Annotated in this window: 12 protein-coding genes; 9 read left to right on the top strand and 3 right to left on the bottom strand. The window is 66.8% G+C overall.

Annotation, left to right across the window (positions count from 1 at the left end; all coding sequences use genetic code 11):
* Positions 1 to 4: 4 nt before the first annotated feature.
* Genes urtB through urtE form a run of 4 tightly spaced genes read left to right on the top strand, consistent with a single transcriptional unit; the run spans position 5 to position 3550 of the window.
* A complete protein-coding gene (urtB, locus tag BS38_RS0111240; RefSeq protein WP_028270889.1) occupies positions 5 to 889 on the top strand; it encodes an urea ABC transporter permease subunit UrtB in 885 nt (294 codons plus the stop codon).
* Positions 886 to 2058 carry an urea ABC transporter permease subunit UrtC gene (gene urtC, locus BS38_RS24970; protein ID WP_081818877.1) on the top strand — a complete coding sequence of 391 codons (1173 nt, stop codon included), beginning with the start codon at positions 886 to 888 and terminating at the stop codon, positions 2056 to 2058. Before urtB ends, urtC begins: the two co-directional genes overlap by 4 nt.
* Complete coding sequence (urtD, locus tag BS38_RS0111230; protein ID WP_028270888.1) at positions 2055 to 2858, top strand: urea ABC transporter ATP-binding protein UrtD; 804 nt, start codon at positions 2055 to 2057, stop codon at positions 2856 to 2858. The genes urtC and urtD overlap by 4 nt, the downstream gene beginning before the upstream one ends.
* The gene (urtE, locus tag BS38_RS0111225; protein ID WP_028270887.1) at positions 2858 to 3550 is read left to right on the top strand and encodes an urea ABC transporter ATP-binding subunit UrtE; all 693 of its coding nucleotides are present in this window, start codon (positions 2858 to 2860) and stop codon (positions 3548 to 3550) included. The genes urtD and urtE overlap by 1 nt, the downstream gene beginning before the upstream one ends.
* A 64-nt stretch (positions 3551 to 3614) precedes the next feature.
* Here urtE and BS38_RS24965 read toward each other — a convergent pair whose 3' ends face one another.
* Entirely contained in the window at positions 3615 to 3878 is a 264-nt protein-coding gene (locus tag BS38_RS24965) for a hypothetical protein (protein ID WP_051628857.1), read from the bottom strand.
* Positions 3875 to 4405: a hypothetical protein gene (locus BS38_RS0111215; protein ID WP_028270886.1), complete on the bottom strand. Its 531-nt coding sequence runs from the start codon at positions 4403 to 4405 to the stop codon at positions 3875 to 3877. The genes BS38_RS24965 and BS38_RS0111215 overlap by 4 nt, the downstream gene beginning before the upstream one ends.
* A gap of 288 nt (positions 4406 to 4693) precedes the next feature.
* Here BS38_RS0111215 and BS38_RS0111210 point away from each other — a divergent pair, with 288 nt between their 5' ends.
* From BS38_RS0111210 to BS38_RS0111200, 3 genes are all read left to right on the top strand, one after another.
* Entirely contained in the window at positions 4694 to 5389 is a 696-nt protein-coding gene (locus tag BS38_RS0111210) for a GAF and ANTAR domain-containing protein (protein ID WP_028270885.1), read from the top strand.
* A 19-nt stretch (positions 5390 to 5408) separates the two neighbouring features.
* Positions 5409 to 6122, top strand: a complete 714-nt coding sequence (locus tag BS38_RS0111205) for a GAF and ANTAR domain-containing protein (RefSeq protein WP_028270884.1) — start codon at positions 5409 to 5411, stop codon at positions 6120 to 6122.
* A 216-nt stretch (positions 6123 to 6338) separates the two neighbouring features.
* On the top strand, positions 6339 to 6725 hold the full coding sequence (locus BS38_RS0111200; RefSeq protein ID WP_028270883.1) for a hypothetical protein: 387 nt from the start codon (positions 6339 to 6341) through the stop codon (positions 6723 to 6725).
* 51 nt (positions 6726 to 6776) lie between these two features.
* Here BS38_RS0111200 and BS38_RS0111195 read toward each other — a convergent pair whose 3' ends face one another.
* A complete protein-coding gene (locus BS38_RS0111195; RefSeq protein WP_028270882.1) occupies positions 6777 to 10232 on the bottom strand; it encodes a DEAD/DEAH box helicase in 3456 nt (1151 codons plus the stop codon).
* Positions 10233 to 10409: 177 nt separating this feature from the next.
* On the opposite strand from BS38_RS0111195, the gene BS38_RS0111190 reads away from it, so the two are divergent.
* Both BS38_RS0111190 and BS38_RS0111185 read left to right on the top strand, forming a co-directional pair.
* Positions 10410 to 11276 (top strand): DMP19 family protein, encoded by an 867-nt coding sequence (locus BS38_RS0111190; RefSeq protein WP_028270881.1) that lies wholly within the window; start codon positions 10410 to 10412, stop codon positions 11274 to 11276.
* 182 nt (positions 11277 to 11458) lie between these two features.
* Positions 11459 to 13432 carry a glycoside hydrolase family 32 protein gene (locus tag BS38_RS0111185; RefSeq protein ID WP_028270880.1) on the top strand — a complete coding sequence of 658 codons (1974 nt, stop codon included), beginning with the start codon at positions 11459 to 11461 and terminating at the stop codon, positions 13430 to 13432.
* The last annotated feature ends 16 nt before the right edge of the window (positions 13433 to 13448 follow it).

The raw sequence follows: 13448 nt of genomic DNA, 5'->3' as shown, positions 1-13448 counted from the left end.
TGGAATGGAACTGTTGATTGGACAGATGTTTGCCGGACTCAGTCTCGGCTCGGTGCTGCTGCTGGCCGCGCTGGGGTTGTCGCTGACCTTCGGCCAGATGGGGGTCATCAACATGGCCCACGGCGAGTTCATGATGGCCGGTGCGTATACGGCCTTCGTGGTGCAGCGGAGCATTTCCGACGCCGGCATCTCGCTGCTGGTTTCCATTCCGGTGGGCTTCCTGGTGGGCGGCCTGCTGGGGCTGGTGCTCGAGGCGGTGCTGCTCCGGCGGATGTACCACCGTCCGCTGGACACCCTGCTGGTCACGTTCGGGGTGGCGCTGATCCTGCAGCAGGCCGCCCGGGACATTTTCGGCGCCCCCAGCGTGGACGTCCGGGCCCCGGCCTGGCTGCAAGGCAACGTCGAGCTGCTGGGAGCGCCCATCCCGCTCACCCGGCTGTTCATCCTGCTGCTGTCCCTGGTCTGCCTGGCAGGACTCGTAGTGGTCCTCAAGGGGACGCCGCTGGGCCGCCGCATCAGGGCGGTGGTGCTGAACCGGGACCTGGCCGAAACCAGCGGCATCTCCACCCGGCGCACGGACCAGCTGACGTTCTTCATCGGATCGGGCCTGGCCGGGGTGGCGGGCGTCGCCGTCACGCTGATCGGGTCCACCGGCCCGTACCTGGGGACGAACTACATCGTGGACGCGTTCCTGGTGGTGGTGGCCGGGGGAGTCGGCCAGATCAAGGGGGCCGTCATCGCGGCGTTCGCACTGGGCGTGCTGCAGTCCGTATTTGAATTTTCGACGACGGCGAGCATCGGCAAGGTGCTGATCCTGGTGCTGATCGTGGTCTTCCTGCAGCTGCGGCCGCAGGGCATCTTCAGCCTCAAGACAAGGAGCCTGGCATGAGCACTTTCCTGCGGTCCCGGTGGGGGGTGCTGGCCGGTTTCGCCGCGGGAGCGGTGCTTCTGCTCGTGGCGGCTCCCGCGGCACTCTCGGCGTTCAACCTTGCCCTGCTGGGAAAGTTCATTTGCTTCGCGATCGTTGCGGTGGGGATCGGACTGGCCTGGGGCCGCGGCGGGATGCTCACCCTGGGGCAGGGGGTGTTCTTCGGGCTCGGCGCGTACATCATGGCCATGCACCTCAAGCTGGCGGACGCCTCCCTCTTCGGCGGGTCCGGCGTGCCGGACTTTATGTCGCTGTACGGCAGCGGCGAGGTCCCCGGCTGGTGGGAGCCGTTCCGGAGCCCGGTGGTGACCCTCCTCGCCGTCGTCCTCGTTCCGGGGCTGGTGGCCCTCGTCCTGGGGCTGGCCGTGTTCAAACGGCGCGTCAAGGGGGCGTATTTTGCCATCCTCAGCCAGGCGCTGGCGGCCGCCTTCGCCGTGTTCCTGATCGGCCAGCAGGCCACCACCGGAGGCTCCAACGGCCTCAGCGGTTTCCGGTCCTTCTTCGGGTTCGATTTGAAGGACCCGTCCAACAAAATGATGCTCTATTCGATCGCCGCCGTGGTGCTGCTCCTGGCCCTGGCGGCGGCCCGGCAGCTCATGCGCAGCCGGTTCGGCGAACTCCTCGTCGCCGTCCGGGACCAGGAGGAGCGGGTCCGGTTCCTGGGCTACGACCCGGCCACCATCAAGACAGTGACCTATGTGATCGCGGCCGTCATGGCAGGGATCGCCGGCGCCTTGTTCGTGCCCATCGTGGGGATCATCTCGCCGGCCGACGTGGGCGTCATTCCGTCCATCGCCTTCCTGATCGGAGTGGCAATCGGGGGCAGGGCAACGCTGCTGGGCCCCGTCCTAGGAGCACTCAGCGTGGCCATCGCCCAGACCAGCCTGGCCTCCACCTTCCCGTCGTTCTGGGTCTACTTCCAAGGCCTGCTCTTCGTCCTGGTCATCGGGTTCATGCCCGGCGGCCTCGCGTCGCTGCCGCGGCTCGTCTCCCGGCTGAAGCAGCGCCGTACAGAGCAGCCCGGCGGCGCTGCACCGGCGTCCGCGCCGCAGGTTCCCGGCTCCGCCGTGCCGGCCCCGGCAACTGCAGCAACCACCCCAACCACCGTCCCGGAAGAGGCAAGCCGATGACCACCCCCACGCTGCTTCCCGACGGCGAGCCACGGGCCGGCGGGCTCCGCCACGGCCGGCCGAAGTACCTCGAGGTCCGCGGCCTCACGGTGGCCTTCGACGGCTTCGTCGCCGTGGACAGCGTCAACCTCGACGTCATCCAGGGCGACCTGCGGTTCCTCATCGGCCCCAACGGTGCCGGCAAGACCACCATCATCGATGCGATCACCGGGCTGGTTCCCGCCACCGGATCCGTGAACCACACCGGCACTGAGATCCTGGGCCGGAAAGTGCACAAGATCGCCCGGCTGGGCGTGGGCCGGACGTTCCAGACGGCGAGCGTTTTCGAGAACCTCACGGTGCTGCAGAACCTGGATATCGCCGCCGGGCCGGGCAGGAAGGCACGGGAGCTGCTGAGGAGACGGAAGGGCGTGGACCCCGCCGTCCAGGAAGCCCTGGAAATCATCGGGCTGACCCGGGCCGCGGACAAGCAGGCCGGCACCCTGGCGCACGGTCAGAAGCAATGGCTGGAAATCGGCATGCTGCTGGTCCAGAACTCGGACGTGCTGCTCCTGGACGAACCCATCGCCGGAATGAGCCAGGACGAGCGCGACGAAACCGGGCAGCTGCTCCGCCGGATCGCGGCCAGCCGCATCACCCTGGTGATTGAACATGACATGGACTTCGTCCGGGAGTTCGCCACTTCGGTGACAGTCCTCGCGGCCGGGAAGGTCCTGAGCGAGGGCAGCGTGGCGCAGGTCCAGGCCGACAAAAAAGTGCAGGAAGTCTACCTCGGCACGGCCGGAATGGAAGGGCACTGATGCTGGAAATCACGGACCTGCAGACCGGCTACGGGCGCACCCAGGTTATTTCCGGAGTGGATATCACCGTCCCCGACGGGTCGCTGGTTTCCCTCCTGGGCCACAACGGTGCGGGAAAGACCACACTGCTGCGCGCCGTCGTCGGGCTTCTCAGGCCCACCCGCGGCACCATCACGCTGGACGGGGAGGACATCTCCGCCCTCCGGCCGCACCAGCGGGTGGCGCGTGGCATGGCCTATGTTCCGCAGGGGCAGCAGTCGTTCGGGCAGCTGACCGCCCTGGAGAATCTGCAGCTGGTGGCAGACGGCCGCCGGAACGCGAAGGAACGCGTGGCGGAAGCGCTGGACATGTTTCCGGCGCTCAACCCGCTGCTGGGCCGCCGGGCCGGCCTCCTGTCCGGCGGGCAGCGGCAACAGCTGGCCATCGCCCGGGCACTCATCACCGAACCGACGCTGCTCATCCTGGACGAGCCCACGGAAGGGATCCAGCCCAATGTGGTTGCCGAAATCCAGGAGACCATCATCAAGCTGTCCCGGCGCAGCGGCATGCGCGTCCTTTTGGTGGAACAGCACATCGGCTTTGCGTTGAACGCGGCCGACAGCTACTACGTGCTGGCCGCCGGACGGGTCAGTTCCCGCGGCACGGGCGGGGCCGAATCCGCGGGCAAGGTGCGCGAAGCAATGCTGATCTGACCGGGCTGGCGCAGGGGAAACCCGGCCCGGCGTCTGACCGGGCCGGCGCAGGGGAGGCGGACCGTTAGTGTGAACGAGCGGCTTCGCCCTGGGGGTTGCCCGCAGTGGGCGGTGCCTGCCGTTCGAGCGTCTCCCCGAACGGGACGTCTTCGCTGACGGCAACGGTGAAGGTGGTGTTCCCCAGCCGCGTCACCAGGATGCCGCAGCGGCCCTCTTGCATGGCGTGCTGCCGTGCTTGTTCAACTGCGGTGCTTAGCTCCGCGTCGATAAGGCGTGGATCCGTGGCTTCGACGAAAAAGGTACGTCCGGCCTCGATGGTGCTGATCATGCTGCGTTTCCTGACTTTGGTTCCTTGGTGGTTTTGATCGGGTTGGTTTCGACCCTGGGACTCCGTCCGGCGTCTGAGATCGCCCGGAAAATGCGCTCCTGCGATGCCAGCTCGATGCCCAGGGCGGTCGCGGCGATGTCTTCGAGGGCTTCGTACATCCAGTCTGTGGCGGTCTTGTTGTCCGGATGGGACGCGCCCGGATGGGAGGCACCCGTGAGGGCCGGACCCGTGAGGGACGGACCCGTGAGGGACGGGTCGGACCGGAGGAGCGAGTAGCGTGCCACTTTCGCCTTCAGCGCGGCGACGAGGTCCTCGATCTCCGCCAACAGCGGGTCGTTCCACCGGTCGGAATCCTGCGAGTCAAACTCCTGCGCCACACCGGGGTCCCCTGCGTCGGACGGGGTTCGGTTCAGGCGCAAATCGGGCTGCCTCCACTGGCTCGTTGCCATGGCGGCCCTGAGCAGCTCGCTATGGTCCTGGGATGCCACATGCGTGAGCGAGACTTCGAGGGATGGGTTGCCGCGCATCGGGTGGACTCCTCCTGGATTTTTCGCCGACAAAATGGCGCTACCAGGGTCTGGGGCAACTAAATTAAGTGTATCCGGCGCCTCGGGACGTGAACAGGGACCCGCTGAACCGGCTGGTCCGGGCCCCGACCGACCGGGATCAAACTCTCACGGGGCGCTGCCAACCGGTTGATCCGGGAGCGGGCATAAACTGTACAAACAGCAGTTGATGCATGGAAGGTGCCTTTCCGATGGTTCAAGCGACGTCCTTCCGTTTCCCGGATCCGGCTGTCGCCGCGCGGGGCCGTCATGGTTGACGGTTCCTGTTCGATGGCTGAGGGGCTGGACACCGGCCTTTGTACGGTGTTCCTGGAGTCGCTGCCCATTACCGGCGCTTCGATCTCCGTATTCTCGGGCCTGGCTCCGGAGACCACGGTGTGCGCCAGCAACCGGGTTTCGGCGCGGATTGACGAACTCCAGTTCGACCTGGGTGAGGGGCCCCGCTGGACAGCCCTGGAGCGACGGAGGCCGGTGCTCCTGCCCGACGTGCGCGCGGGTTCGCATGCCGCCTGGCCCGTCTTTGCGAAGGCCATCCGGGACCTTGACGTGTCCGCCCTATTCGTCTTTCCCCTGGTGCTCGGCGCCATGGACATCGGGGTTGCGGAACTCTACTGTTCAGACCCCGGCCCGCTCAGTGCGGCCGACCATTCGACGGCGCTGCAGCTCGCCGATGCCGCGACCTGGCAGCTGCTCCGGGAGCTCCTCACCCTGGCCCCGGCGGACGGCACGGATGCACCGCAGGACGGCTCGCCGATTTCCCGGCGCGAGGTGCATCAGGCCACGGGAATGGTCCTTGCCCAGACAGGGGCTTCCGCCACCGATGCGCTGCTGTTACTGCGTGCGCACGCGTTCTCCCAGGGCCGCACGGTCCGCGAAGTGGCCCGTGACGTCGTCGCCAGGACCCTGGATTTCACGCCTCCCGACGGGGTGACCCGCCGCCCATGACGTGCAGTAGAATCCCAATATGGCGATGATGAGCCGCGCCGGACGCGTAAGTGCCGCTTTCGTCAGGATAGCGGACACCCTGGTGGGGGATTACGACGTTTTCGACCTCCTGCACACCCTGGTGGACGAATCTGTGGGAATACTCGACGCCGCCGCGGCCGGGCTGGTGCTCGTTGACCCGGGCGGTGACCTCCAGGTAATGGCTTCCACGAGCGAGGAAAGCCAGTTGGTGGAGGTTCTCCAGCTGGAGGCCGGCGAGGGTCCGTGCGTTGACTGCTACCGCACCGGCGCTGTTGTGGCCATTGACGACATTGCCACGGACGGGTCCCGGTGGCCGCTGTTCCAGGCTTCCGCCCTTGCCCAGGGCTTCAAGTCCCTGCACGCTGTTCCGATGCGCCTGCGCAGCCGGACCATCGGTGCCATGAACCTCTTCGGCCGGGAGCCGGGTCCGCTCAGCGCGGATGATGCTGCGATTGCACAGGCATTTGCCGACGTCGCCACCATCACCCTGCTGCAGGAGCGCGCGGCCAGGGAAAACGCCCTCATCAACGAACAGCTACAGCACGCGTTGAACAGCCGCATCCAGATTGAACAGGCGAAAGGTGTCATCTCGCACACGGCAAACGTGGACATGAACCGGGCCTTCTCGATGCTTCGCGACTATGCCCGTGCCCACAACCAGACCATTTACGAAACCGCCGCAAAAGTCATCGGCCGCAGGATCACCCTCTGACGGACCGGGTACCTAGGCGCGGGCCCCGGGACCGGCGAGCAGAATAGAGTACTCACTACTCGTGACGTACCGGAGCGGCAGCGGCTTGAATGGAGCCCAGCTGGGTCTCACAGCTGTGGTCTCTGTTCTCTGGGGGTTTCCTATGTGTCTGTTCTGCAATGCCCAAGTGTCCCTGCCCCGCCCTGCCACGCCGGGCGGCGTCCGATGAGCGCGGGAATGGAATCCGTCGCCATGTTCGCCGGCTCGCTGGCAGGGCTGGTGATCTTATCCCTGGGCCAGGCGATGGTGGTGGCGTGCCTCTGCTTCGACATGGTCCGTGCCCTGTCCGTGCCCAGGTCCCACCGACGCTACGTGGCCAGCACCGTCTTCCGGACGCTGGCGCTGCCGTCGGTCCTCGTGATGGGCATCAGCGTCCTGGTTGATGCCGTCTTCTGGTCCTGGCTGGATGTGGCCATGGGTGTCTTCGTGATGGTGATGATCATCTTCCGGCTGCATCACGACAAGGACGAGGACAACTGGTGGAAGGGCAAGGGCAAGAAGCTCGCCCGCTGGGCCCGGAAACAGCTGTCCACGGGAAGGTCCCTGGCCCCGGCCATGGGCTGACGGTTCGCCAGCTGAACGTTCGCCGCGGTCCGTGAACAGCCGGCCCGGCCGTCAGTCGTTGAACAGGCCGGCCAGGTCTTCCGCCGTCAGGGAACCGCCGGAGAGCGCATCGCCTTCCATCACGTCAGCGAACAGCTGCGACTTCTTCGCCTTCAAGGCCATGACCTTTTCCTCGATGGTGTCCTTGGCAACCAGCCGGTAGACCATCACGTTGCGCGCCTGGCCGATCCGGTGGGTGCGGTCCACGGCCTGCGCCTCGGAAGCCGGGTTCCACCACGGATCCAGCAGGAACACGTAATCCGCCTCGGTCAGGTTCAGGCCGAAACCGCCCGCCTTCAAGCTGATCAGGAACACGGGGGCGGAGCCGTTCTTGAACTCGTTCACCACATCCGAACGGTTGCGGGTGCCGCCGTCGAGGTAGCAGAATTCGATTTTCTCCTCGACGAGCCGTTCCCGGACCTTGCCCAGGAAGCCGGTGAACTGGCTGAAGATCAACGCCCGGTGCCCCTCGGCAACCAGGTCCTCCAACTGCTCGAACAGCACGTCCAGCTTGCTTGAGCGGACACCGGACAGGGACGGGTCCACCAGGGAAGCGTCCAGGCTGAGCTGGCGCAGCAGGGTGAGCGACTGGAAGATGGTGAAGCGGTTCTTGTTGACGTCTTCGATGAGGCCCAGGATCTTCTGGCGCTCGCGCTGCAGGTGGGTCTGGTACACCTTCTGGTGCCGCGGATTCAGCACCACCTCCAGGATCTGCTCCTGCTTGGGGGGGAGGTCGTGGATGACCTGCTCCTTGGTGCGGCGCATCATGAGCGGACGGACCCGACGGCGGAGCTTGTCCAGCTGCCCCTTGTCACCGTTCTTTTCCACCGGCTTCTGGTAGTACTCGGCAAACCTGCTGGGGCTCGCGAAGAGGCCCGGGGCCACAATCGAGGTCAGCGCCCAGAACTCCATCAGGTTGTTTTCCAGCGGCGTTCCGGTGATGGCCAGCTTGAAGGCGGCCGGCAGCTTGCGCGCGCACTGGTAGGCCTTGGACTGGTGGTTCTTGACGAACTGGGCCTCGTCCAGCACCAGGGCGGCCCACTCGCGGGACGCGTACGCCTCGTAGTCGATCCGGAAGAGGGCGTAGGACGTAATCACGATGTCCGCTCCGGCCATCGCCTCGGCCGGGTCCGCTCCGTTTTTTGCGAACGTTTCGCCGATTGCCCGGACCGTAAGCCCGGGGGCAAAGCGCGCGGTTTCGGCTTCCCAGTTCCCCACCACACTGGTGGGGGCCACCACCAAGAACGGTGCGGAGCCCGCTGCGGGGGCCGGTGCCCCGGCGGCCTCCTTGGCTGCGCAGACCAGGGCCAGCGCCTGAACGGTCTTGCCCAGGCCCATGTCGTCCGCCAGCACCCCGCCCAGCCCGTGCTTGTAGAGGAAGCTGAGCCAGTTGAAGCCTTCCAGCTGGTACGGGCGCAGCTCGGCGTTGAGGGTGTCCGGAAGGGGCAGTCCCTTGATGCCGCCTTCCAGCAGCCCGCCCACGGCTTCGCGCCAGGCGGAGGCCTGCTGGTCCACGATGCCGAGGTGCGCGAGCTCGTCCCAGAGCCCGGCCTGGAACCGGCTGATCTGCAGCGGCGCGTCCTTGTTGTCCTGCAGGGAGCGTGCTTCGTCAATGAGTGCGCGCAGCTGATGCAGCTCGGGCAGGTCCAGGGAGAAGTACGCGCCGCTGGGCAGGAGCATCCGGGTTTCGCCGGCCGCCAGCGCGGAGAACAGGGCAGCGAAGGAAACCGGCTGGCCTTCGAGCGTGATCACAATGCCGAGGTCGAACCAGTCGCGCTGGTCGGTGGCCTTGGTGGAGATGGCCACCACGGGCGCTTCTTCGGCCTCACGGTAGTCGGCGATGTCCCCCGCGGTGTCCACCACAACGTCCGGGGTGTTGCGGAGCCGGGGAAGGACTTCCTCCGTGAAGGCCAGGGTGTCCAGCCCGCTCAGTTCGGCCGAGGCCGCCAGCCGCGGGGTGCCCCAGCCGCCGGTAGCGGATTCGCCCAGTTTGGGGACCACTTCCCAGGGCTGGCCCAGAGCCTCGAGGATGCGGGCCTCCGCGGGATCGTCCCGGTAGCCGTGGTCGCCCGGGTGCCGCCACAGCGGCTGTGCCGTGACCAGGTTCCCGGACGTGTAGTGCCATTCCCAGTGCAGCCGCACTTTGTGGTCGCTGCCGTAATTGGCCAGGAGGGACAACGTGGGAACGGCCAGAGAGGGCAGCTCGACGGATTCATCCGACGCCGTGACCCGGGCAGCCTGCTTGAGCTTGGGGTAGAAGCCGGTGAGGAAGCGGGTCTCGTCCCGGGCCGGAATATGCAGGGTGCTGCCGGCCGTGACGAACGTCAGGAGTTCTTCGCTGAGGCCGGTTTCCAGGGGAGCCAGGGTGATGATCGACCCGCTGCCCACGCCCGGAAGGGCGTCCGCACCGGACGTCAGGAAGATCCCGTGGGCGGGCCGGCCGATCGTCCCCACGGAGGCCGGATCAACCACCTCCCCCTCAACGGTGATGGTGGGGGCCAGCGTCAGCCCGCCGTCGTCGGACGTTTTTCCGCTGTCGACGGCGGCAGATTCGACGACGGCAGGTTCGACGGCGGCGGCGCCTCCCCCGCCGGAAGTACCAAAGCGGGTCAGGTTAAGGCCGACGGCGGCCGGCTCCTCCACGAACCGGACGGGCTCCTGGCTGCCGGTGTGGACCAGCGCGACGCCGATCTTCCGGGCCTGGGCGAGCAGGCTCCAGAGGTTCTTGCCGGCATAGGTGTTCAGCCCCAGCCAGGGCGCGGTGGAATTGTGCTGGCGGTTAGCGAGGGCGGTGTGGGACGCGAGGAATTCCTGCATCCACTCCACATGCGCTTCGTTGCATTCGCGCCGGTAGTTCAGGTAACTGAGCGTGTTCCAGGAGACGTCGCCGCGGATCCACTTGCCCTTGGCGCCCATGATCACCGGGCGGGCCTTGAGCTGCCGGACACTGCGGAGCGGATCGCGCCGGCCGGTGTAGGAGAAGTGCGGGGCCGGTTCCTCAATATCGAACTGCAGGGCCAGCGGGATGCCGTTGGTGGACGGGGTGATTCCCGGCAGGGCAATGAGCGGCCCCAGGGCCTGTTCCCAGTCCGGCATCTCCTGCACCAGGGGCTCACGCGACAGGCGGGTGCTTTCAGCCGGGGCCAGGAGCTGGACGCGGGTGGCCGGATTGTCCTCCGCCGCGAAGAGCAGCGCGGCCACGTGCTTGCAGTCCTTGCGCACGGGGCAGCTGCAGACCCCGACGGTGCAGCTCCAGCCGCCGGCCTTACGGACCAGCTTCGCGGTGGTGGAATACGGCACGTCCTGCCCGCCGCGGACCTTGCCGAGCATCAGGCCGGTGGCGGCATCAAAGGAGATCCCCGAAACCCGGCTGCCCATGGCGTAGGCGAGTCCGGCCGCGAGGGAGCGGTCGTTGATCGCGGGGGTCTGTATTGCCAGTGCCGCACTCTCGTCCGGTTGGGATGGCATGGTGCGCGCTACTTTCAGCAGGTCAAAAATCTGCAGGTTATCTGATCCATCTTAGCGAGCCGGAAGAGGCCCTGAAACTTCGCCCAACGTTCAACTCCGCCTCAACCCGCGGACCGGTGCGCCGCGTAGCGTGAAAGGGTCCCAAGCACCACCCGCTTTCAGCAGTGAGGATTTCCCATGAGCACCGGTCAGCCCGCCAGCAAGCACCCCGTCGTCCTGGCACTCGAAAGCGCCGAAGCGGCCAACGAAGACGTTGTCGACTCCAACGTGACCGTGGTCAACGCCATGTACGCGGAGCTCCTCGACGCCCCGGAAATCGCGCCCAACGCCCTCCGCAGCTACTACGTCGACTTCTACCTCACGCAGGCGCTGGCCGGCGGCTTCGCCCAGTACGTCTTCACGGTGCCGGAGCGCGACGAGATTGACGCCTACGTCCGCGAAGGCCTGGAAGGCATGGGCGCCACCGCCCACCTGGCGCTGTTCAACCGCACCGCCGCGGCCTTTGACGCGCTCAGCGAGGACGACGCCGACGCGTACCTGGACGGGGATACCGAAGGCTTCGGCGAGGCCGACGGCGGGACAAGCTCCCCGGAAGCCGTCAGGGAGCTCGAAGAGCTCGACGAAGCCTTCGAGTCGCTGCTTGAGACCGAGGACATCCTCGAGCTCAACGCCGCCTGGCTCCGCGGCCAGGAAGGCCTGCTGCTGCTGGACGACGAGCAGCTGGAACTGCACATCGCCGAGCGTGTGGCCCAGATCCCCAACCTTGCGGAGCGCCAGGCCGAGGCGGCGGAGGAAGCCCTTGAGAACGCGCCGGAGTTCGAGCTGATCATCCGCGAACTGTGTGACGTGGCGGGCCAGGAACTCCGGAAAATCACCATGGGCGACCCCAACTACGAACACAACGGCGAAACCGTCCTCGCCTGGCACTTCACCACGGACCAGGGCGATTTCATCATGGTGGAGGAGGACGACGAGGCCTACATGATCAGCCCCTCGACCAAGGAGATCGTGGCCGCGGTGGAGTTCGAAGAAGCCGACGCCTAAAGCCGCCGCCTTAAGCCGACGCCTAAAGCCGCCGCCTTAAGCCGACGCCAGGGCCCTGCCGGGACTCCGGCGGGACCTCGTCTGCGCAAACCCTGTAAAATTGAGCGGAATCAGACCAACATGAACGCCGGCGCCGGCCAAAAACCGGCGCCGGCGTTTGTGCATCCCGATGATCGGTGGACATGTCGCTCAGGTTCCTTCCCAGCAAAATCACGCCACGTGCCTTGTGGGCCGCAGCGGCCGCCGCCCTGGCTCTCGTGCTGGTGGCCGTGGCCATTGTGGTGGGCTCCGGGCAGCAGCCGGACCCTGCTGGTCCCGCCGCGGAGGCCCTTGCCGACGTTGCTGACGCCCAGGCGGAAGCCAGGAAGGACTCGGGACATTACGGCTCATTCTGGCTGGCCGGGGGAGACCGCAGCCTGGAGAACCTCGCCCGCCCGCTGCAGACCGACGGCGTCGCCGACCTCCGCGCCATCGAATGCGCCGACGGCTGGGTGGCCGCCGCCCGCGACGGGCAGGACGTGATGGTGCGGTCCAGCGAACAGGACTCCGCCGTGCAGGCAAAGGCAGTGCGCGCGGGTTCCGCGGACATTTCCCGGCCGGACTGCGTTACTCCGGAAGCGGTGGATGCGATGCTGGCCGACCTGGGAGCCGGTCCGGAGCTGCCGGCACCGGCGGAGTCCGCATTCGCGCGTCCGGACGGTGCCTCCGCGTACCGGCCCGGCTACCACATCACACCCCGCGAAAACTGGATGAACGATCCCCAGCGGCCGTTCCTGCTGGACGGTCTCTGGCACTACTACTACCTCTACAACGCCGGCTACCCGGAGGAAAACGGCACCGAGTGGTACCACCTCACCAGCACCGACCTGGTGCATTGGAAGGACGAGGGGGTGGCCATTGAAAAATACAAGAACGGGCTGGGCGACATTGAAACGGGCAGCGCCGTGGTGGACTACGAGAACTCTGCAGGGTTCGGCAAGGGCGCCGTCGTCGCCGTCATGACGCAGCAGGACGAGGGCATCCAGCGGCAGTCGCTCTTCTATTCCACCGACAAGGGCTATTCGTTCAAGGCCTTCGACGGGAACCCCGTCATGGACAACCCGGGGGAACAGCACTGGCGCGACCCGAAGATCATCCGCGATGAGGCGAACAACCAGTGGGTGATGGCGCTGGCCGAGGGCGAGAAGATCGGGCTGTACGCCTCGGCCAACTTGAAGGAATGGCGCTACCTGTCAGGCTTTGAACGCCAAGGCCTGGGGATCCTTGAGTGCCCCGAACTCTTCCAGCTCGACGTCGACGGCGATCCCGCCAAACGGACCTGGGTCCTCGCTGCCAGCGCCAACGGCGCCGGGGAAGGACGGTCCACCGGCGTGGCCTACTGGACCGGGAACTGGGACGGGACCCGGTTCGAGCCTGCGGACGACAAGCACCAGTGGATGGATGACGGCGCCGACTTCTACGCCGCCGTGACCTGGGACGATCCCCGGCTCACGGAAGCCCAGCGCATGGCTTCCCGCCACACCGTCGCCTGGCTGAACAACTGGGCCTATGCGCGGAAACTGCCCACCGAAGACTGGCACGGCGGCGCCGATACCGTGGTGCGGGACATCCGTCTCAAGACCGTCTCCGGAAAGCCCACGCTCGTCTCCACCCCCACCAACGCCCTGAAATCCCTGCAAGGCGACACCGCCACCGTGACGGACCGCAAGCTCACCCCCGGCGGCGCCGGCGGACTGCCTACCCCCGACGGCGGGGGCTACCGGCTCGATCTGACCCTTGAGAAGGCTGCCGGGGACGACGGCAGCGAAGCCAAGGTGGAGCTGCTGGCCGAAAACGGCGTCTTCGCCACCGTGGGCTATGACTTCGCCTCGGAAGCGGCCTTCGTCTCCCGGGACGGCGCCGCCAAGGAAACCGCCGGACTCGCGCCCGACTACGGCGTGGTCCGCCGGGCGGCCTCCGCACCCCGTGACGGCAAGGTCGAGCTGACGGTCTATGTGGACCACAGCACCGTGGAAGTGTTCGTCAACGGCGGGGAGCGTACCCTCACGTCCCTCGTCTATCCGTCCGGCGCGCCCACGGGCCTGAAGGCGCTGACCAAGGACGGCACACTGACGCTGAAGTCCTTCAGCTACACGCCGATGGCCGCCGCCTCCTGATCCTCCCGGTGATGAG

It is taken from the genome of Arthrobacter sp. UNC362MFTsu5.1, from assembly GCF_000685965.1.
Lineage (GTDB): Bacteria > Actinomycetota > Actinomycetes > Actinomycetales > Micrococcaceae > Arthrobacter.
Note: the sequence above shows the minus strand (reverse complement) of the source record. Positions and strands in the feature narration are given on the sequence as shown.